Annotated in this window: 20 protein-coding genes and 1 pseudogene; 6 read left to right on the top strand and 15 right to left on the bottom strand. The window is 66.9% G+C overall.

All coding sequences use genetic code 11. The features are described from left to right. The first annotated feature begins 125 nt into the window (after positions 1-125). Genes lptD through H9L16_RS08765 form a run of 6 tightly spaced genes read left to right on the top strand, consistent with a single transcriptional unit; the run spans position 126 to position 6982 of the window. The gene (gene lptD, locus H9L16_RS08790) at positions 126-2423 is read left to right on the top strand and encodes an LPS assembly protein LptD (RefSeq protein WP_229796610.1); all 2298 of its coding nucleotides are present in this window, start codon (positions 126-128) and stop codon (positions 2421-2423) included. Continuing rightward, positions 2420-3847, top strand: a complete 1428-nt coding sequence (locus H9L16_RS08785; protein WP_187551361.1) for a peptidylprolyl isomerase — start codon at positions 2420-2422, stop codon at positions 3845-3847. Before lptD ends, H9L16_RS08785 begins: the two co-directional genes overlap by 4 nt. Positions 3848-3857: 10 nt before the next feature. After that, entirely contained in the window at positions 3858-4832 is a 975-nt protein-coding gene (pdxA, locus tag H9L16_RS08780) for a 4-hydroxythreonine-4-phosphate dehydrogenase PdxA (protein ID WP_187551360.1), read from the top strand. Continuing rightward, a complete protein-coding gene (gene rsmA / locus H9L16_RS08775; RefSeq protein ID WP_187551359.1) occupies positions 4829-5635 on the top strand; it encodes a 16S rRNA (adenine(1518)-N(6)/adenine(1519)-N(6))-dimethyltransferase RsmA in 807 nt (268 codons plus the stop codon). Before pdxA ends, rsmA begins: the two co-directional genes overlap by 4 nt. Before the next feature lie 46 nt (positions 5636-5681). Further along, positions 5682-6062 (top strand): Co2+/Mg2+ efflux protein ApaG, encoded by a 381-nt coding sequence (gene apaG / locus H9L16_RS08770; protein WP_187551358.1) that lies wholly within the window; start codon positions 5682-5684, stop codon positions 6060-6062. 8 nt (positions 6063-6070) lie between these two features. After that, positions 6071-6982, top strand: a complete 912-nt coding sequence (locus H9L16_RS08765; RefSeq protein ID WP_187551357.1) for a symmetrical bis(5'-nucleosyl)-tetraphosphatase — start codon at positions 6071-6073, stop codon at positions 6980-6982. Between the two features lie 27 nt (positions 6983-7009). Here H9L16_RS08765 and H9L16_RS08760 read toward each other — a convergent pair whose 3' ends face one another. The 15 genes and pseudogenes from H9L16_RS08760 to H9L16_RS08690 form a co-directional block, all read right to left on the bottom strand. Then, entirely contained in the window at positions 7010-8317 is a 1308-nt protein-coding gene (locus tag H9L16_RS08760) for an OmpA family protein (protein ID WP_187551356.1), read from the bottom strand. Between the two features lie 56 nt (positions 8318-8373). Further along, positions 8374-8874, bottom strand: a complete 501-nt coding sequence (locus H9L16_RS08755; protein WP_229796611.1) for a dihydrofolate reductase — start codon at positions 8872-8874, stop codon at positions 8374-8376. A gap of 32 nt (positions 8875-8906) precedes the next feature. Further along, positions 8907-9614, bottom strand: a complete 708-nt coding sequence (locus H9L16_RS08750) for a YqhG/Tai3 family protein (protein ID WP_187551354.1) — start codon at positions 9612-9614, stop codon at positions 8907-8909. A gap of 7 nt (positions 9615-9621) precedes the next feature. Beyond that, on the bottom strand, positions 9622-10440 hold the full coding sequence (locus H9L16_RS08745) for a thymidylate synthase (RefSeq protein WP_187551353.1): 819 nt from the start codon (positions 10438-10440) through the stop codon (positions 9622-9624). A gap of 11 nt (positions 10441-10451) precedes the next feature. Continuing rightward, positions 10452-11375, bottom strand: a complete 924-nt coding sequence (gene lgt / locus H9L16_RS08740; protein ID WP_187551352.1) for a prolipoprotein diacylglyceryl transferase — start codon at positions 11373-11375, stop codon at positions 10452-10454. Between the two features lie 142 nt (positions 11376-11517). Beyond that, the gene (locus H9L16_RS08735) at positions 11518-12021 is read right to left on the bottom strand and encodes a TPM domain-containing protein (protein ID WP_187551351.1); all 504 of its coding nucleotides are present in this window, start codon (positions 12019-12021) and stop codon (positions 11518-11520) included. Next, positions 12021-12919 (bottom strand): annotated as a pseudogene (locus H9L16_RS16330) (TPM domain-containing protein). The gene H9L16_RS08735 and the pseudogene H9L16_RS16330 overlap by 1 nt, the downstream one beginning before the upstream one ends. A 58-nt stretch (positions 12920-12977) precedes the next feature. After that, complete coding sequence (locus H9L16_RS08725) at positions 12978-13688, bottom strand: LemA family protein (protein WP_187551350.1); 711 nt, start codon at positions 13686-13688, stop codon at positions 12978-12980. Between the two features lie 83 nt (positions 13689-13771). Then, positions 13772-14521 (bottom strand): TerC family protein, encoded by a 750-nt coding sequence (locus H9L16_RS08720; protein ID WP_187551349.1) that lies wholly within the window; start codon positions 14519-14521, stop codon positions 13772-13774. 33 nt (positions 14522-14554) lie between these two features. After that, positions 14555-14935, bottom strand: coding sequence for a diacylglycerol kinase (locus H9L16_RS08715; protein WP_187551348.1), 381 nt, complete (start codon positions 14933-14935; stop codon positions 14555-14557). Positions 14936-15078: 143 nt separating this feature from the next. Beyond that, a complete protein-coding gene (locus H9L16_RS08710; RefSeq protein ID WP_187551347.1) occupies positions 15079-16314 on the bottom strand; it encodes an ABC transporter permease in 1236 nt (411 codons plus the stop codon). Next, a complete protein-coding gene (locus tag H9L16_RS08705) occupies positions 16311-17033 on the bottom strand; it encodes an ABC transporter ATP-binding protein (RefSeq protein WP_187551346.1) in 723 nt (240 codons plus the stop codon). Before H9L16_RS08705 ends, H9L16_RS08710 begins: the two co-directional genes overlap by 4 nt. Then, positions 17033-18589 carry an efflux RND transporter periplasmic adaptor subunit gene (locus tag H9L16_RS08700; protein ID WP_187551345.1) on the bottom strand — a complete coding sequence of 519 codons (1557 nt, stop codon included), beginning with the start codon at positions 18587-18589 and terminating at the stop codon, positions 17033-17035. The genes H9L16_RS08705 and H9L16_RS08700 overlap by 1 nt, the downstream gene beginning before the upstream one ends. 96 nt (positions 18590-18685) lie before the next feature. Next, positions 18686-19711 carry a sensor histidine kinase gene (locus H9L16_RS08695; RefSeq protein ID WP_187551344.1) on the bottom strand — a complete coding sequence of 342 codons (1026 nt, stop codon included), beginning with the start codon at positions 19709-19711 and terminating at the stop codon, positions 18686-18688. A 15-nt stretch (positions 19712-19726) separates the two neighbouring features. After that, positions 19727-20437 (bottom strand): response regulator transcription factor, encoded by a 711-nt coding sequence (locus H9L16_RS08690; protein ID WP_187551343.1) that lies wholly within the window; start codon positions 20435-20437, stop codon positions 19727-19729. Between the last annotated feature and the right edge of the window lie 34 nt (positions 20438-20471).

The following is a 20471-nucleotide window of genomic DNA, read 5'->3' as shown; positions in this document are numbered from 1 at the left end:
CTCAAGGAATTCTCGCAACAGTCTGCGGGTTTCCCGCAGCCAGCAGGTGAATGAAGCCCTCGGTTTGCCCGTGGGGGGCGCTTCCGGCAAGCTTGTCGTCTGTTTGTCCGCCAACCGGATCACCCGTGCGCCCAGTCCTGCGCCTGCTGCCCCTGCCGCTGTGCATCGCGTTCTCCCTGCATGCCCACGCCGCCGACGATCCGCCGAACTGGGGCTTGTGCCCGGTGCAGGACGTGGTCAAGCCGTTCGTGGAAGCGCAGGCCACGCCGGAAGGCATCCACATCGACAACACCGACCAGTCCACCGACATCGAAGGCGATGCGCTGTCTGGCACCGAAGCCAACCCGGTGTTCCAGGGCAACGTGACCATGCGCCGCGGCGACCAGTTCATGGGTGCCGACCAGATCACCTTCGACAAGGAAGCCGACCGTTACACCGCCGAAGGCAGCATCCGCTACCAGGGCTCCGGCCTGCGCATGGTCGCGGACCGCGCCGAGGGCAACCAGGGCAGCGAAACCCACGTCATCCACGATCTCGACTACCAGTTGCTGTCGCGTCGCGGCAACGGCGGGGCGGACAGCGTGACCCTGGCCGGCGAGCTCGGCACCCTGCGCGGTGCCACTTACTCGACCTGCCCGCCGGACGCGCGCCAGTGGGAACTGCGCGCCCGCCAGATCGACATCGATACCGAAGAAGGCATGGCCGTCGCCCGCGGCGCGACCCTGCGGGTCGGCAAGGTGCCGGTGCTGTACATGCCGTGGTTCATGTTCCCCACCGACGAGCGCCGCCGCACCGGCCTGCTGTTCCCGTCGATCTCCAATTCCAGCCGCAATGGCTTCGATTACCGGCAGCCGATCTACCTCAACCTGGCACCTAACTACGATGTCACCCTCAACCCGCGCCTGATGACCTCGCGCGGCGTGCAGATGGGTGCGCAGTTCCGCTACCTGGTCGAAGGCGGCCAAGGTGTCCTGGAAGGCACGTACATGCCGGACGACGACCTGCGCGACCGCGACCGCAGCCTGATCCGCTACCAGGCCTACCAGAACCTGACGCCGCACTGGCAGGCGCGGGCGAACCTGAACTGGATCAGCGACTCGCGCTATTACGAGGATTTCAGCAACAGTCTGGATGGGCTGTCGCAGACCAGCGCCTACAGCGCCATCGGCGTGTACGGACGCGGCCAGGGATGGAACGCCGGCGTGACCGCCGATCATTGGCAACTGGCCGATTTCACCCTCACCGAAGCGGCGCTGCCGTTCAGCCGACTGCCGCGCGCCTACGTCAACTGGGAACAGCGGTTGGCCGGCGTGCTGGTGGGCGGCATCGGCGCGGAAGCCGTGCGTTTCCAGCACGAATCCTTCGATGCCGGTTCGCGCATCGACCTGAAGCCGTGGATCAGCCTGCCGCTGGAAGGCAATTCCTGGTTCCTGCGGCCGACCGCGGCGTATCGCTACACCGGCTATTCGCTCGACGAGGGAGCACGCGCGCCGGGAGGGAGCAGTTCGCCGTCGCGCGGGCAATCCATCCTCAGCCTGGACGCCGGCTTGTTCTTCGACCGCGACACCACGGTCAAGGGCAAGCACTACCTGCAGACCATCGAGCCGCGCCTGTTCTACCTGAACGTGCCGTACGCCGACCAGAGCGACATGCCGCAGTTCGACACCCAGCCGCTGACCTTCAGCTGGGGCCAGCTGTTCCGCGACAACCGCTATTCCGGTGCCGACCGACAAGCCGACGCCCACCAGCTGACCCTGGCGGTGAGCACCCGCATGATTCGTCAATCCGACGGCCGTGAGCGCTTCTCCGCCAGCCTCGGCCAGATCCGCTATTTCGACGAGTCGCGGGTGCGCCTGCCGGGCGAGCCGATCACCGAAAAGGGCCGCTCCGCATGGGTGGCGGACGCCAACTACGCGCCGACGGATCGCTGGACCATCGGTGCGTCCTACCAGTGGGACCCGAAATTCAGCCGCACCGACCTGGCCAGCGTGCGCGCGCGCTACCTGCTGCCGGACGACGGCGTGTTCAACGTCGGCTACCGCTACCGCCGCTCGCTGCTGGAACAGGTGGACGTCGCCTTCCTCTACCCGATCAGCGCCAGCTGGAGCGTAGTTGGCCGCTATTACCACTCGCTGTACGACGACAAGGCAATGGAGACCATGGCCGGCGTGCAATGGGACAGCTGTTGTGTCGCCGTTCGGCTTGTCGGCCGGCGCTACGTGCACAATCGGGCCGGCGATCTCAGCAACGCATTGATGTTCGAGATCGAATTGAAGGGCCTTGGCTCCGCCGGCCAGGACACGCGTCGCGCCTTGCGCCGATCCATCCTCGGCTACAATCGCGACGACCTGTATCTGGTGCCGCCGCAGACCGCCACGGGCCAGCCCACTCCGCCCGATTCCGCTGCAGACACCCTTCCATGACCCCAGCTTTCAGCAAGCGCGCCAAGCGCACCCTCCTTGCCGCCGCCCTTGCCAGCCTCCTGCTGGGCGGCACCGTGCAGGCGCAGTCCTATGCCGGCAGCCAGCCGCTCGACCGCATCGCCGCGGTCGTCAACGAGGACGTGATCCTGCGCAGCGAGCTGGATCGTGCCATCGCCAACATCCGCGGCCAGTACGCCGGCAAGGAAAACCAGTTGCCGCCCGCCGATGTGCTCGAACGGCAGGTGCTGGAACGACTGGTGCTGATGCGCCTGCAGATTGCCCGCGCCACCGATTCCGGCATCAACGCCGGCGACGAGGAACTGGAGCGCGCGGTGCAGGGCGTGGCCGAGCAGAACAGCATGAGCGTCGACCAGTTGCGTCAGCGGATCGCACAGGACGGCATGTCCTTCGCCGAATTCCGCAACAACCTGCGCGACGAAATCGTCACCCAGAAGCTCCGCCAGAGCTTCGCCCAGAGCCGCATCAACGTGAGCGAAGGCGAGGTCGACGCCGCCATGGCCACGGCGTCGGCGACCGCCAGCCAGCAGTTCCGCCTGGCCCATATCCTGGTGGGCGCGCCCGATGGTGCTACGCCGGAGCAATTGGCGGTTGCGCAGAAGAAGATCGAGGGCGTGCAGGCGCTGATCGACAAGGGCGAGATGACCTTCGCCGCCGCGGCCGTGCGCTATTCCGACAGCCCGAACGCGCTGGAAGGTGGAGACTTGGGCTGGCGCGGTCTGAACGAAATCCCGCCGGCGTTCGCGCAGACCATCCAGCAGATGCAGGCCGGCCAGGTGATCGGCCCGATCCGCGGGCCCAGCGGCTTCCAGCTGCTGCAACTGGTCGAAACCCGTTCGGTGGGAGCCGGCAGCGGCGAGCAGGTGACCCAGTTCTCCGCGCGCCAGATCGTGGTCAAGGTCGACGACAAGACCGACGACGCCACCGCCAAGTCCCGGGCCGAGACCCTGGCTGCGCGGATCACCGGCGGTGCCGAGTTCGCCAAGCTGGCCGCCGAATCCTCCGACGATGCGCCGACCAAGCGCCGCGGTGGCGACATGGGCTGGTTCGGCGCGGACACCTACGGCACCGACTTCGGCATGCAGGTTGCATCGCTTTCCGACGGGCAGACCTCGGCACCGTTCAAGACCGAGGCCGGTTGGGTGATCGTGCAACGCATCGGCAGCCGCCAGGTCGCCGCGGCTGATGAAAGCCAGCGCGCGCAGGTCCGCGAAACCATCGGCCGGCGCAAGCTGGAAGAGGAATGGAACCGTTTCCTGCGCGAGATGCGCGGCGAAGCCTTCGTCGACGTGCGGAACGCGGAAGGAAAATCGACCAGCCCGGTGCAGGAAGGTGCAGCACCAAACACGCCCCAAAAGACGACGCTGACGCCCGAGCAGCAGGCACGCAGCGCCAGCGGCACCTGACAGCGCCGACATGCGGCCCCGGCTCGCGCTCGTCCCCGGCGAACCGGCGGGCATCGGCCCGGAACTGGTCGTACGGGCTGCCCAGCACGACTGGGAAGCGCAACTGGTGATCCACGGTGATGCCGCCAGCCTCCATCGCGCCGCTGGCGCCCTTCGCCTGCCGATCGCATTGCATCGCAGCGGCGAAATGCCCACTTCGTCGCGCAGCCTGGAACTGGTCGAGATCCCGCACCCGGTCGCTGCCGCGTTCGGCCAACCGGAGCCGGCGAACGCTGCCTCGGTGATCGAATCCATGACCCGTGCCGCCCAAGCGTGCCTCGATGGCACCTGCGACGGCCTGGTCACCGGCCCGGTGCACAAGGCCGCGATCAACCAGGGCGGCATCGCCTTCACCGGCACCACCGGCCTGCTGGCCTCGCTGGCCAGCTGCCAGGTGGTGATGATGCTGGCCAACCCCGGCATGCGAGTCGCCCTGCAGACCGTGCACATCCCGCTGCGCGCGGTCGCCGACGCGATCACCGCCGACGCCTTGAGCTCGACCTTGCGCATTGTCGATACCGCGCTGCGCCACCAATTCGGCATCGCCGCCCCGGTCATCGCCGTGCTCGGCCTCAATCCGCATGCGGGCGAGAACGGGCATCTGGGACGTGAGGAACTCGACATCATCGAACCCGCGCTCGAGCACATGCGCAGCGAGGGCCTGTCGCTGGTCGGCCCGCTGCCTGCCGACACCGCGTTCCTGCCCGGCAAGCTGCGCGGCTTCGATGCGGTGCTGGCGATGTACCACGACCAGGGATTGCCGGTACTCAAGCACGCCGACTTCGCCAACGCGGTCAACATCACCCTGGGCCTGCCGTATCCGCGGGTGGCGGTCGACCATGGCACTGCACTGGACCTGGCCGGCAAAGGCGTGGCCGACCCCTCCAGCCTGTTCGCCGCGATCCGCACCTGCACGCAGTTCGCACGCCACCGGATGCACGCATGAGCACCAGTTTCACCGAGCCGGCGAAAAAACACCTCGGCCAGAACTTCCTGCACGACCGCAGCGTGATCGACAAGATCGTGCAGGCGATCGACCCGAAGCCGGGCGATGCCGTGGTCGAGATCGGCCCGGGCCAGGGCGCGCTGACCTTCCCCTTGCTCAAGCGGCACGGCGTGATCACCGCGATCGAATTCGACCGCGACCTGCACGCCCCGCTGCAGGCCGCCGCGCGCGAGCACGGTGCGCTGCGCCTGATCGAGGGCGACGTCCTCGGGGTGGACTTCAGCGCGCTGACCGCGGAGCTTGCGCCGGCCGAAGGGAAGATCCGGCTGGCCGGCAACCTGCCCTACAACCTCAGCTCGCCGATCCTGTTCCATGCGCTGGACCACGCCGCGGCGATCCGCGACATGCATTTCATGCTGCAGAAGGAAGTGGTCGAGCGCATGGCCGCCGGCCCCGGCAGCAAGGTGTACGGCCGCCTCAGCGTGATGCTGCAGGCCTACTGCACGGTGACGCCGCTGTTCGTGGTGCCGCCTGGCGCGTTCCGGCCTGCACCGAAAGTGGATTCGGCGGTGGTGCGGCTGGTGCCGATGCCCACCGAGTCGATTCATGTGGCGGATCGCCGGGTTTTCGCCAACGTGGTGCGCGCGGCCTTCGGCCAGCGCCGCAAGACCTTGCGCAATGCGTTGAACGGGGTAGCCGACGTGGCCGCGATCGAGGCCGCCGGCCTGCGCGCGGATGCGCGCGCCGAACAGATCGAGGTTGCCGGTTTCGTGCGCCTGGCCAACCTGCTTGCGGACGCCTGAGCCTGCTTTCATGCGACGCGGCGCGCATCGCCGCTAGAATGCGCGCATGAGCAACAACGACTACCAGTTCGACATCGAAGTCGCCACCCGTTTCCTCGACGAGCAATCCGTGCCCGAGGAAGGCCGCTTCGTGTTCGCCTACACCGTGCACATCCGCAACGACGGCAAGGTGCCCGCGCAAGTGCTCGGCCGCCGCTGGCTGATCACCGACGGCAACGGCAAGGTGCAGGAAGTCGTGGGCGAAGGCGTGGTCGGCGAACAACCGTGGCTGCGTCCCGGCGAAGGCTTCGAATACACCTCCGGCGCGGTACTCGAAACCGACATCGGCACCATGCGCGGCTGCTACGACGTGCTGGCCGACGACGGTACCCGCTTCGCCGCGCCGATCCCGCCGTTTACCCTGTCCATCCCGCGCACGCTGCACTGAGGCGCGCGATGGCTGTCTGGGCAATCGGCGACCTGCAGGGTTGCTACGACGTCACCCAGCGCCTGCTGGAGAAGATCCGCTTCGACCCGGCGGTCGACCGCATCTGGTTCTGCGGCGATCTGGTCAATCGCGGCGGGCAATCGATCGAAACCCTGCGCCTGGTGCATTCGTTGCGCGAGGTCAGCCAGGTGGTGCTGGGCAACCACGACCTGTCGCTGCTGGCGATCGGCGAACGTTCGCCGGACGAACAGCGCAAGGTCAACCCCGACCTGCAGGGCGTGCTGTTCGCCGAAGACGCCCGCGAGCTGCTCGACTGGCTGCGGATGCGCGAACTGGCGCACGTCGACCGCGAACTCGGCTGGATGATGGTGCATGCAGGGCTGGCCCCGAAATGGACCACCCAGCTCGCGGAGAAACATGCGCGCGAAGTCGAGTCCCGCCTGCGCGGCGACAACTTCCGGCGCGTGCTGAAGAACATGTACGGTGACGGCCCCGACTGGTCGCCGCGACTGGGGGGTGCAGAACGCGATCGCGCGATCATCAACATCTTCACTCGCATGCGCTATTGCAGCCCGCGCGGGCGGATCGCCTTCGAGCACAAGGGCGAACCCGGCACCCAGCCGCCCGGTCTGTACCCGTGGTATTCGGTGCCCGGACGCGCCACCCGCGACCTGAAGATCGTCAGCGGGCACTGGAGCACGCTGGGCCTGTTCGTCGGCCAGGGCGTGCACGCGCTGGACACCGGCGCGGTCTGGGGCGGCAGGCTCACCGCCCTGCAACTGGATGCCGAGACCCTGCACGTGGTGCAGGTGCCCGGCCGCGATGTCCCCGCACCGCCGCCCAAGCAGCGACCGCCGCGCCCGAAGCACGGCAATCGCCCGCACAAGCCGCAGGGCGCGCAGCGCCGCGATCAGACCTGAGTCGTTCGCGCGATCAGTCGGGCGTGTTCAGCGCTTGGCCAACTCCACGCGCCGGTTTTGCGCCCGCCCGACATCGTTGCCATTGGTCGCCACCGGCGAGCCGGCACCCTTGCCCACCGCCTCCAGCCGGGCACCGTCTGTGCCCGCGACGACCAGCCAGTCCTTCACCGCATTCGCGCGCTTGCCGGACAGCGCGTCGTTGTAGGCAGCGCCGCCGACATCGTCGGTATGCCCTTCGATGGTGATGCGCAGCGCCGGTTCATCGCGCAACAGACCGGCGACCTGCTCCAGCACCGCGGTCGATTCGGGACGCAAGGTCGCCGAATTGAAATCGAAGTTGATGCCGTACACCGCCACCCGCCCGTCCTTCGCCAGCGTGTCCGCCATCGCGGTAGCCGGCGTCCCGGCGGCACGCCCGGGACAGGCCGCGGGTTCGGCGGCGATGCGCTTCACCTCGGCATAGTCGGACAGGCTTTCGCCGTCCACGCCGGCGGTGAAGAAGCGCTGGCCGTCGCGGGCGAACACCAGCAGCATCGCCTTCGGCTCGCGTGGCGTGCCGGCATCGTCGGTTTCGATGTAGCGGATGCGTGCGATGTTGCCCTCAATGCCGCCTGCGAACGTCGCTGGCGAGCTGGACAGCCCGGCCGGCTGGAAGCAGCCATTGATCGGGGTACCGGCCTGGGTGATGTGCCAGGTGCCCCAAACCGTTGTGTAGCTGCCGCTGGCACTGGTGACCAGGGCCGGGGCCGGCGCATCGCCGAAAGCGCGGATCTCGGTCAGCGAGTAGGACTCGCCACCGTGATTGGAAGTGAAGTTCGCGCGCAGCCAGCGGCCTGCGACGGGTTTTGCGATGTCGAAGCGCTGGCCGTTCACGCCTTTGGCCAGGCTGCCCGAAAAGATCGGCTGGAAGCCGTCCTTCGCGGACGTCGACGAGACCTCCACCGTGAGGTCCTTGACTCCGGCGTCGACACCACCCATGCCCGAGGTGTCGTCATCGAATTCCAGCCGACGGATGGTGGCGGTTTCGGGCAGCTCGAACACGAACGATTGCGGCTTGCCATCGCCGACCCAGTTCTGGATCGAGGAGCCGTCGATCATCAGGATCGGCGCGGTGACCAGCAGGCCGTCGAACGGCAGCGGCATGATCGTGCCGTTGGCGAACGAGAGCAGGTTGGGCACCACGGGCGGCGCGGCCGGATCCTGCACATCCGGGACGGGCGTCGTTGCAAACGCCGGGGTGGCTTCGGCTGAGGGCGTCGCGGTCGGTGCCGGCGAGCGGGAACAGGCCACCGCCGCGGACATCGAGCAGACAAGCAGGACGGGCAACAGGCGCATGGGGATCCGGGTCAGTCGGGGATGCCCGAGCGAACGCGAAAAACGTGCCTGCAAGGTCAGCCGGTGGCGGTTGCGCGCAGGTAATCCACGAAATCGAACGCGAATGCATGCGTCGCATCGGCGGGATGCGCGACCCGCGCGACTTCGCACCATTCGCCTGCATCAAAACGCGGGAAGAACGCGTCCGCATCGGCCACCCGTGCATCGACATGGGTCAGATGCAGCTGCGTCGCATGCGGCAGGGCCAGCGCATAAATCTCGCCGCCGCCGATCACGCAAAGTTCGTCGCCATCGCGTGCGGCGATGGCAAGCGCTTCATCGAGGGACGCCACCGCCTGCATGCCATCGAACGGCACGCGGCCCGCGCGGGTCAGCACCAGGTTGCGTCGCTTCGGCAGCGCCCGGCCCAGCGATTCGGCGGTCTTGCGGCCCATCAGGATCGGCTTGCCGAGGGTCAGCGCCTTGAAGCGCTTGAGGTCATCCGGCAGGTGCCAAGGCAACGCGTTGCCCTTGCCGATGGCGAAGTCGCGATCCAGCGCGGCGATCAGGCTGAGCACGAGTGCACTCCTTGCGGTACCGGTGAACCGCCTCACTTGCCCTCCTCCGCAGGCAGCGACGTCGACAAGCTGCCCTGCGCCGCGAAGCCCCAGTCGCCGCCGTAAAGAACATCATCGACCACCCACCGTCCGTCTTCGCGAATGACGACGACTCGGTCCGTCCAGTCGGACTGCCCCGAGCGATCCTTGTAGGAAAACCGCATCGCAAACGTGGCACGTTCGCCCGATTGCTCCGCCTGCGGCAGCACTTCGAACGAGGTCAGGCCCTCGAACAAGCTGGAGAACATGTCGCCCTCGATATAGGGCGGCTTCATGTCGGGGTTCTCAGCGATGGCCTTGTCGCGCTCCAATGCGCCTAGGGCGAAGCCCTGCACGATGCTCGCGGACAGCCATCGTCGGTAGGCGTCGATGTCTTTGCCGTCCGGAATGCCCGATGCACTGCGAGCAACATGCATCCGGTAGAAGCCTTCCACGGCGGCGCGTGCGCTGGCTGCGCCGCGCATTTCGCGGGCCTCCACCTTTCTCCACACCCAGGCATCACTGGTCGACGGATCGAATCGCGTCGGCGGTCTTCCCGGCGGGAACACAAGCGGTTGCGCCGGAGGAGGTACGGCTTGCGCAGCGGCCGCCGGAGGCGGCTCTGTCGTCGAGGCTTGATAAGCCCCGCATGCCTGCAAGGAAACGGCCAGCAGCGTTGCCGATAGCAATCGGCAAGCACGGATCGTGGTCCGATCCTGCACGACCATCCTAGACCGCGACCGGCGCCTTGATCGCCGGCAAAGGATCGTAGCCTTCGATGGCGATGTCCTCGAAGCGGAAACCGAAGATGTCGCGCACTTCGGGATTGAGCGCCAGCGTGGGCAGCGGCCGCGGGCTGCGCGACAACTGTTCGCGCGCCTGGTCGAAATGATTCGAATACAGATGCGCGTCGCCCAGGGTGTGGACGAAATCTCCCACGCCCAGCCCGCACACCTGCGCCACCATGTGGGTGAGCAGCGCATAACTGGCGATGTTGAACGGCACACCGAGGAAGATGTCGCCGCTGCGCTGGTACAACTGGCAGCTGAGCTTGCCGGGAGCCTGCCCTGAGCCTGTCGAAGGGGCGACGTAGAACTGGAACAGGGAGTGGCAGGGCATCAGCGCCATCTTCGACAGGTCAGCCACGTTCCATGCACTGACGATCAGGCGGCGCGAATCCGGATTGCGCTTGATCTCGTCGACCAGCCAGGCGATCTGGTCGACCGTCTTGCCGTCCGCGCCTTCCCAACTGCGCCACTGCTTGCCGTAGACCGGGCCCAGCTCGCCATTCGCGTCCGCCCACTCGTCCCAGATCGAGACCTTGTTGTCCTTCAGGTAGGCGATGTTGGTGTCGCCCTGCAGGAACCACAGCAGCTCGTGGATGATCGCGCGCAGGTGCAGTTTCTTGGTGGTGACCAGCGGGAAGCCTTGGTTCAAGTCGAAGCGCATCTGCCAGCCGAACACGCTGCGCGTGCCGGTGCCGGTGCGATCCGCTTTCTCGGTGCCGTGTTCCAGCACGTGGCGGAGCAAGTCGAGGTATTGGCGCATGGCTCAGCGCGTCACTTCGCCGCATCCACGGGTTGTGGTTGCAACGTGGGTGAGGTGTGCGACTTCCAGCACAGGAACAGGCCCAGCAGGATCAACGGCAGGCTCAGCAACTGGCCCATCGTCAGCCAGCCGAAGGCCAGGTATTCCAGCTGCGCATCCGGCTCACGCACGAATTCGACCAGGATGCGGAAGCATCCATACAGCAGCGCAAACACGCCGGAAACCGCATAGCGCGGACGCGGCTTGCGCGAATACCAGACCAGCACGGCGAACATGACCAAACCTTCCAGCGTGGCCTGGTACAGCTGCGAGGGATGGCGGGCGAAGGTGTCGATGATGCCGGCATCGAACTGCTGCTTCAGCGTGGCCGCATCCATCGAGGCGAACGGTTCCGGCAGCGAGCGCGGAAACACCACGCCCCAGCCATCGAACGCAGTGCCCTGCGTCGGCTTGCCCCACAGCTCGCCGCCGATCCAGTTGCCCACACGGCCAAAGCCAAGCCCGGCGGGCACCAGCGGGGCGACGAAATCCACGGTGTCGAAGAAATGAAGGCGTTGCCGGCGCGACCACCATGCACCCGCGGCGAGCACGCCCAGCAGCCCCCCGTGGAAGCTCATCCCGCCTTCCCAGACCCGGAAGACCATCATCGGACTGGCGGCAAAGCTGGCGAAGTCGTAGAACAGGATGTAGCCGATGCGTCCGCCCAGCACCACGCCGAGCATCGCGTAGAACATCAGGTCGCCGAAGCCGTTCTCGTCCACGCCCGGCAGGCGACCGGCGCGGATGCGCCGGCGGCCCAGCCACCAGGCCACGAGGAAGCCCAGCAAGTACATCACGCCGTACCAGTGGACTTGCGGGTGCACGCTGCCCAGCAGCGGCAGGTTCCATGTCCCGAGGTCGAGGGCGATGGGGTCGATCTGGTGTAAGTAAGGCATGCGCCTATTGTGCCGCAGAAGCGGGTTTTCGCTGCGATGTCGCCTACCGCCGGGCGTTCGCTACGCGGCTCGAAATACCGCTGCGCGAGTCGCCCGACGGTCTCGCCATCGCGATTGATTGTCCAAGCATGTGGTGCGGGGATCAGAGGAAAACGGGCTGATCCGGCAGTTCGTCTTCGTCCGGCATGCCGGGTTCCTGCGGGAAATGCACGGCCAGCAGGTCTCCGGCAGCCTCGATCCCGGCGACCACGCCATCGGCGAATTCGCCGGCGCGCAGGCGCTCTTCCATCAGCACGCAGACGCCGCGCCATTGCTCGGCGCTCACGAATGGCGCGAGGCCGCGATCGGCGACGATCTCGATGCGTTTTTCTGCCAGCAACAGGTAGATCAGCACGCCGTTGTTGGCCGCAGTGTCCCAGACCCGCAGCCTGGCGAAGGCGTCCTCGGCGCGGGCACGGGCGGGCATGCCGCGCAACACATCGCGCCAGTGCAGCGATGTTTCCACCGCGAAGCAGAGTTCGCCGCTGTGGCAGGTCTCGCCGATGTCGATCGCCGCGGCGATGCGTTCCATCGTCGCCGGCGGGAAACGGCCTCGCGCATCGGCGGTGAACAGATGGGTGAACAGTCGCTTGAGGATGCCGACCATCACCACCCTCCCGAGGCGCCACCGCCTCCAGACATGCCGCCGCCACCCGACCAACCGCCGCCGGAGCTTCCACCGCCCCAACCACCACCACCGCCCGAATATCCACCCCAACCGTGATGGCGGGCATAACGACCGCCACCGCCGCCTCCACCGCCCCCGAGGCCAGGCCGAGGAAAAACCCGATCACCGCACCGATCCCGCCGACCAGCACGGCCGACGACACCAGCCAAGCCCCCGCACCACTGGCGCCGCCACCGAACAGCGCACGGATACCCGCCGGCAGGCGCCCGAAGAACGCCCGCGCGAACTGACCGACCACGAAAGCGACAAACAGCGCAAACACCCAGGTGCCGCCACGCTCCTCGCCAGTCGGGTTGTCCGCCACCGGCTCTGGCAACGGCTCGCCATCGATCAGCCTGACCAGTTGCGCAGTGGCATCCACCACACCGCCGGCGTAATCGTTCTGGCGGAATTTCGGCACCATGTATTCCTGGATCACCCGACCGGCGGCGATGTCGGGGATCGCGCCTTCCAGCCCGTAGCCGACCTCGATGCGCACCTTGCGGTCGTCCTTGGCGACGACCAGCAATACGCCATCGTCCACGCCCTCGCGGCCAAGCTTGAACGACTCGAATGCGCGCACCGCGTAGGACTCGATGTCCTCGGGCTGGGTGCTGGGGATCATCAGCACCTGCAGTTGGCTGCCCTTGCGTTGCTGCAGGGCCAGTGCCTGTTGCTCAAGCTGCCGGCGGGTGGCGGCATCCAGCGTGCCGGTGGTGTCGACCACCGGCGAATCGAAGGCGGGGATCTTCGATGGAGATTGCGCCCATGCCGGCAATACGCACAGCGCAAGCAACAGCATCAACGATGCGGCCCACGACCGCACGGACACCGCCATTGCGATGCGTCGGTCGGACAACCAAGCGTTCATCGGCGACATCGCCAGCGTCCCGGGTTCAGGACGTCGGTGCTTCCTGCGGGGCATTTCCACCCTGCACGGGTGGCGATGCGGGCTGCGGCGGATTGACGACGCCCGGCGGCACTTCGGTTGCTGGCGGGGCGACCGGCGGGGGCGGCGGCGCGCCGAAATCCACCGCTGGCGCGTCCTGGATCTGCGCTTCGTTCTCCACGGTGAAGTTCGGCTTCGGCTTGTAGCCGAAGATCATCGCGGTCAGGTTGACCGGGAACTGGCGGATGTAGGTGTTGTAGTCCTGCACCAGCTGGATGTAGCGGCCGCGGGCGACGGTGACGCGGTTCTCGGTGCCTTCCAGCTGGGTCTGCAGGCCGATGAACTGCTGGTCGGCCTTCAGGTTCGGGTACGCCTCGCTCACCATCATCAACCGACCGAGCGCCTGGCTGAGTTCGCCCTGTGCCGCCTGGTACTGCGCAAGCGATGCTGCGTCATCGGCATTCACGTTGATCTGGCCGACCTTGGCGCGCGCCTCGGTCACCGCGGTCAGCACCTGCGCTTCGTGCGCGGCGTAGCCCTTCACGGTGGCGACCAGGTTCGGGATCAGGTCGGCGCGGCGCTTGTACTGGTTGAGCACTTCCGACCAGCCGGCCTTGGCCGCCTCGTCCTTGGACTGGATCTGGTTGTAGCCGCAACCACTGAGCAGGACCACGACCAGCGCGAGAAGCGCGCCGCGGACGAGCGAGAAACCACGCATGGGAAGCTCCTGGAACGACGAGGACACGGTGTAACGGCTAGTGACGGGCAAATGGGGTTAAGCCGACGTGGAAACCTCGATCCTCACCATTCGCCGGCACCGGGCACGTGATGCGCTGCGGCCTTGCGGCGCATCAGCAGGTTCAGCCACTCGACCATCACCGAGAACGCCATCGCGAAGTAGATGTACGGCTTCGGCACGTGGGTGCCCAGGCCATCCAGGATCAGCACCGCGCCGACCAGCAGGATGAAGGCCAGCGCCAGCATCTTCACGGTTGGGTTGTCGTCGATGAACTTGCCCAGCGGATTGGCCGCCAGCAGCATGATCGCCACCGCCAGCAGGATCGCGAAGACCATGATCGGGATGTGCTGGGCGATGCCGACTGCGGTGATCACCGAATCCAGCGAGAACACGATGTCGATCACCGCGATCTGCGCGATCACCACCCAGAACACCGAGGACGACTTGGTGGTGCGCGGATCCTCGTCCTCGCCGCCGCCGATAAGATCGCGGATTTCCAGCGTGCCCTTCACCAGCAGGAAGGCGCCGCCGACGATCAGCACGATGTCGCGGATCGAGATGCCCATGCCGAACAGGGTGAACAGGTCCTGCTCCATCGTCGCCAGGAAAGCGAGCATCACCAGCAGCAGGATCCGGGTGATGCAGGCCACGGCGATGCCGATCTTGCGCGCCAGCGGGCGCTGCGCTTCCGGCAGGCGCGCCACCGCGATCGAGATGAACACCAGGTTGTCGATGCCGAGCACGATTTCCAGTGCGCTCAGGGTCACCAGGGTGAGCCATGCATCGGGTGACGCCAGGAAACTCAGGTCCATTCGATTCTCGTCTTGACGCGCGGTGCGCGTGGATTACAGGTAGCGCGGGGCCAGGATCAGCGCCCACACCAGCAGCACGTTCATCATCAGCACGAACACCGCCGCGGATCCCATGTCCTTGGCGCGCCCGGCCAGCTCGTGGCGTTCGGCGCCGTAGCGCTCGATCACCGCCTCCATCGAGGAGTTCATCAGTTCCATCGCCATCACCAGCAGGCAACTGCCGATCAGCAGCGCGCGCTCCACCCCGGTTTCGCCCAGGAACCAGCCCAGCGGGCCGAGCACCACGAACAGGCAGACTTCCAGCCGGAACGAGGATTCGTGCAGCCAGGCCGCGCGCAGCCCCTGCAGCGACCAGATCGCCGCGCGCATGATCCCGGCGGGACCACGCGGCAAATGCCCGTAAAAGTCAGCCATGCGCGATGGTTGCGGACGGCATGGCCTGATCGATGTTGGACATATGCGTGCGGCATCCGGTGGGTCGGTCGTGCCGACCCGCGGATTTTGCCACAAGCCCCGTTATCGCCGCCTCTGCCGGGCGTGTCGGGTCGGAGAGGCCTCTATTGCGATCGCAGGGCCTCGATGGGATCCAGCTGGGACGCCTTGCGCGCCGGGTAGTAGCCGAAGAACAGGCCCGTCCCGACCGAAAACGCCGCCGCCAGCATCACCACCTTGGCGTTCAGCTCGACCGGCAGGTCGCCCAGCTTGCCGACCACCAGCGCGCCGACCACGCCGATGGCGATCCCGATCACCCCGCCGATCAGCGAGATCAGCATGGCTTCGGCCAGGAACTGCTTCTGCACGTCGCCCGGACCGGCACCGACCGCCATGCGCAGGCCGATCTCGCGGATCCGCTCGGTCACCGAGACCAGCATGATGTTCATGATGCCGATGCCCCCGATGATCAGGCAGATGCCGGCGACCGCGCCGAGCAGCTTCGACATCAGGTTGGTGGTGGCGGTGCGGGTGGCCACGATCTGGCTGATGTTGCGCACTGCGAAGTCGTCTTCCGCGCCCGGCTCGATCTTGTGGCGCTGGCGCAGCAGGGCTTCGATCTCGGCCTGCGCGCTGGCCAGGTTCCTGGCATCGTCCACGCCCACCGAAATCGCCTGCACTGCACCCGGCGGCATCGACTGCGAATTGGACAGCCGACGGCGCGCGGTTTCCAGCGGCACCACCACCATGTCGTCCTGATCCTGGCCGAAGCCGCCCTGACCTTTCGCCCCGAGCACGCCGACCACGGTGAACGGCACCCGCCCCAAGCGCACGGTCTGGCCGATCGGGTCTTCTTCGCCGAACAGGGTCGTGCGCACCGTTTCGCCCAGGATCACCGGCTTGGCGCTGCCGCCATAATCGCTGGCATCGAACCCGTCGCCCAGCGCCACCTTCCAGTCGTTGATCGCGAACCAGTCCGCCTGCACGCCCTGCCACTGGGTGGAGGCATTGTTTTCGGCGAACACCACCTGGGTGCCGCCGCGCAGCGAGCCGGAGGCGTACTGCGCCGTCGGCACTTCGTTGCGGATCGCTTCGACGTCGCCGTCATTGAGGCTCCAGCGGCTGCCTTGGGCCACGCGTGCGCCGCCCGGCCCCATGCCACCCGAACTACCGATGTCCAGCCGCTGCGAACCAAGGCCGGACACCATCTTGTCGATTTCGGCCTGGGTGCCCTGGCCGATCGAGACCATCACGATCACCGCCGCGATCCCGATGATCACACCCAGCGAGGTCAGCGCGCTGCGCATCCAGTTGCCGCGCAGGGCGAAGAACGCGGTGCGCAGGATGTCGAGGAAGGTCATGCCGCGGCCTCCGCGTCGGTTTGTGCGTGCAATTCGCCATCGCGCATCACGAAGGTACGGTCCGCGTGCGCGGCCACGTGGGCGTCATGGGTGATCAGGATGACCGTGTGGCCGTCGTCGCGCAGGCGCTTGAACAGGGCCAGGATTTCCTCGCCGGTCTTGCTATCCAGCGCGCCGGTGGGTTCGTCCGCCAGCAAGATCGGCGGGTTGTTGACCAGCGCACGGGCAATCGCCACGCGTTGTTGCTGGCCGCCGGACAATTCGTTCGGTCGATGCCCGGCGCGCTCCGCCAGGCCGACCGATGCCAGCGCCGCGCGCGCCAATTGCCTGCGTTCCGCCGACGGAATACGTGCATAACCCAGCGGCATCGCCACGTTGTCGGTGGCGTCCATCCGCGTCAGCAGGTGGAAGCCCTGGAACACGAAGCCGATCTTGTCGCGACGCAGCGTCGCCAGTTCTTCCTTGTCGAGCGTTGACACATCCACGCCATCGCAGAAGTATTGGCCATCGCTGGGTGTGTCCAGGCAGCCGATCAGGTTCATCAGGGTCGACTTGCCGGAACCGGACGGGCCCATGATCGCGACGAATTCGCCGCGATTGATGATCAGATCCACGCCGCGCAACGCCGCCACTTCCGCCTCGGTGCCGGCGGAGTAGATCTTGCTCAGGCCCTGCGTGCGGATGACAGGCACCGCCGCGTCGGCCACCGCAACGGCCATCACTTGCTCTCCGTCGCCGACTGCTCGCCCGCGATGACCAGGTCGCCCTCGGCAATGTCGCGTCCGGAGATCTCGGTGGCGCTGCCATCGCTGGCGCCCAACCGTACCATCGCCAACTGCGGCTTGCCGTCGACCAGCTTGTAGATGGTCACCCGCTTGGCCGTCAGCTGGGCGTCGCGGGCGCCATCCCACTTCGCGCGCTGGCTGTCGTCCAGGGTGTCGCGGAACGCGGCGAACTGCTGGTTGAAGCGGTCGCGCATGCGCGCACGCATCTGCGCCTGCATGCTGGCATCGCCGCCGCCGCGGTTTCCACCGGTGCGCGGCGGGCCGCCACCGAACATGCGGTTGCCGCCCTGCTGGCCTTGTGCCGCCGGTGCTTGCGCCATGCGCTCGGCCTGGCGCTGCTGCATCTGCTCGAGCGCGGCATCGAACGCAGCCTGCTGTTCCGGCTTCAGGTCGAGCGTTGCGGCCAAGGCCTGCAGGTCTTCGCTCATGCCCGCGCCACCGCGGCCGCCACCCTGCGGCGCACCCTGGCCCGGCCCGGCACCCTGCAGCGCCGCCAGCGGCGAGCCCTCGGCCGGCTTGAAGCGCAGCGCTGCGTTCGCGAGTTTCAGCACATCGCTGCGCTTGCTGACTTCGATCTCGGCATTGACGGTCAGGCCCGGCAGCAAGGTGCCGTCGCTGTTGTCCACGGTGACCACCACCGGATAGGTGACCACGTTGCTCGCGGTCGTGGCCGACAGCCGCACCTGGTCGACCACGCCCTTGAACTGGCGATCGGGGAAGGCGTCGGCGCTGAAGCTGACCGCCTGGCCCACCTTGACTTGGCCGATGTCGGATTCGTCCACCGCCAGCTCGATCTTCATCTTCGCCAGGTCCTCGGCGATGGTGAACAGTTCCGGCGCGGACAGGCTGGCGGCCACGGTCTGGCCGGGCTCGATGGTCCGGGTCAGGACCACGCCGTCCACCGGCGAGCGGATCACCGTGCGCGACAGGTTGACCCGGGTGGTCTGGGTCGATGCGGTCTGCTGGCGGATCTGCGCCTGGGCCGAATTCACCTGCGCCTGCGCCTGTTCCAGCGAGGAACGCGCAAGGTCGACGTCGCTCTTGCTCACCAGTTGCTGGCGGCCAAGATCGGCCTTGCGGTTGTAGTCCAGCTGCGCGTTGCGCAGGCCGGCCTGTGCCTGCCGCAACGACGCCTGCGCGCTGGCGATCTGCGCGGAGCCCTGCTCGATCTGCGCCCGGTAGGTCGAGGCATCGATCGTCGCCAGCACCTGGCCCTTGGTCACCCGGTCGTTGAAGTCGACCATCACTTCGGTGATCTGGCCGGACACCTGGCTGCCCACGGTCACCGTGGAAATCGCGCTCAGCGTGCCGGTCGAGGAAATCGCCACGCGCACGTCGCCGCGCTGCACGGTCTCGGTGCGATAGCCGCCATCGGCCGACTGCCCGCGCTTGCTCCAGACATACCAGCCGCCTGCCGCGATGGCGATGACGATGCAGGCAATGCCCAGCTTGCGCAGGGGAAAAGCAGGACGACGACGAGTCTGGTTCATGCGGGGGATGGAGTCCGGAAAGGGTCGGGAACGCGCGGATGCCGGCGCGGTTGACAGCGCGCGGATGCTACCCGGCAAGCCAGCGCCCGAAACGGGTCATTGGTCCCGGTTGACGGCCGCGAACAGGATGCTGGCGCGGGTGCCCTGCCCCGGCACGCTGGCCAGTTGCAAGGGCCACCCGCAGCGTCGACCGAGCCTTTGCGCGATGGACAAGCCGAGGCCCGGGCCCACCGGCTGCTCGATGCTGGCGCGATAGAACGGCTCGAATGCGCGTGCGAGCGCCGCTGCATCCATGCCGATGCCGGTGTCCTCGATCTCCACGCGATCGTGTAGCAGACGCACGCTGACCGTACCGGTGTCGGTGAAGCGCGCGGCATTGCTGAGCAGATTGCACACGATCACCTGCAGCACGCGTGGCGGCGCGTGCAGGACCGGTTCGGCCTGCATGTCCAGCACCAGCGCCACGCCCTTGTCCTCGAGCACCGGCCGCACCTTCTCCACTTCGTGCTCCACCACTTCGCGCACGTCGAAGTCTTCGGTCTCCAGCGGCACCTCACTGTCGCGCGCGAGCAGGAGCAGTGCGGACATCAGCGATTCCATCGACTCCGCCGCGTCCTGTATGCGCCCCAAAGAACGTCGCGAACGTGCCGACAATGCTTCGTCATGACCGATCAAGTCTGTCGCCACGCGAATCACCGTGAGTGGCGTGCGCAACTCGTGGCTGGCGTCGCGGGTGAAGTCACGCTCCCGGGTGACGTAGGTATCCAGCCGCTGGCCAAGCGCATGCAGGGCTTCGGCCATCTTGCGCGCATCGCCCTGCACCTCGGCCGGCACGTTGCCCGGCGCCAGTGCAACGGTATCCGGACGATGCGGATCCCAGCGCGCGACCTCGCGTAACAACCACTCCATCGGCGCGACCACGCGCTTGGTCGCGCGATATCCCATCCAGGTCGCGCTGACGATCGCCCCCAGCGCGATCGCGATCGCCACTGCCGACAACCAGGGCAGCGCCATCGACCCGTACATCGCCTGCAGGCCGAGCACGCACAGCACCACCACCAGGCAAATGATCGCCAGCTGGAGCAGGAAGATCTCGCGGATGTGGCGCTGGGTGCTGGCCACCAATCGTCCCGTGGCTCAGCCCAACTGGCTGGCGATGTCCGCGATGCGATACCCCGCGCTCTGCACCGTGTGCAGCAGCGGGCGGTCGAACGGCTTGTCGATCACTTTGCGCAGGTTGTACAGGTGACTGCGCAGCGTGTCCGAATCCGGCAGGCTGTTGCCCCAGATCTCGCGCTCGATTTCCTGGCGCGTCACCACCCGCGGCGACTCGCGCATGAGGATGGTGAGCAGGCGCAGGCCGATCGGTGACAACTGCAGTTCGCTGCCACCCCGTGTTGCGCGCAGCGAGGCCGGATCCAGCACCAGGTCGGCGACCTTCAGCACTTCCGAACCCACCTGGCGGCGCTCGCGGCGGATCAACGCACGCAGGCGCGCCTCCAGTTCCTGGATAGCGAACGGCTTGGTCAGGTAGTCATCGGCGCCCGACGACAACCCGGTGAGTTTTTCGTCGAGGGTATCGCGTGCGGTCAGCATCAGCACCGGCGTCGACTTGCGCGCCTCGTTGCGCAGGCGCTTGCATACTTCGATTCCGTCCAGCCGCGGCAGCATCAGGTCGAGGACGATGACGTCGTAGGTGTTCTCGGCGGCAAGCCGGTAACCGTCCAGACCATCGGAGGCGTAATCGACCTCGAAGCCGCGGCTTTCCAGGTATTCGCCGACCATTTCCGAAATGTTGCGGTTGTCCTCGACGATGAGAACCAAGCCCGCCTGTTCCTGTGCCCGCATACATGCTCCGTATAAGTCTTCAGCTTTGTGAAAG

Origin of the sequence: Thermomonas carbonis (genome assembly GCF_014396975.1) — a bacterium.
In the GTDB taxonomy this organism is placed as follows: Bacteria; Pseudomonadota; Gammaproteobacteria; order Xanthomonadales; family Xanthomonadaceae; genus Thermomonas; species Thermomonas carbonis.
The sequence above is the reverse complement of the archived record's forward strand: the minus strand, read 5'-3'. Positions and strand labels throughout refer to the sequence as shown.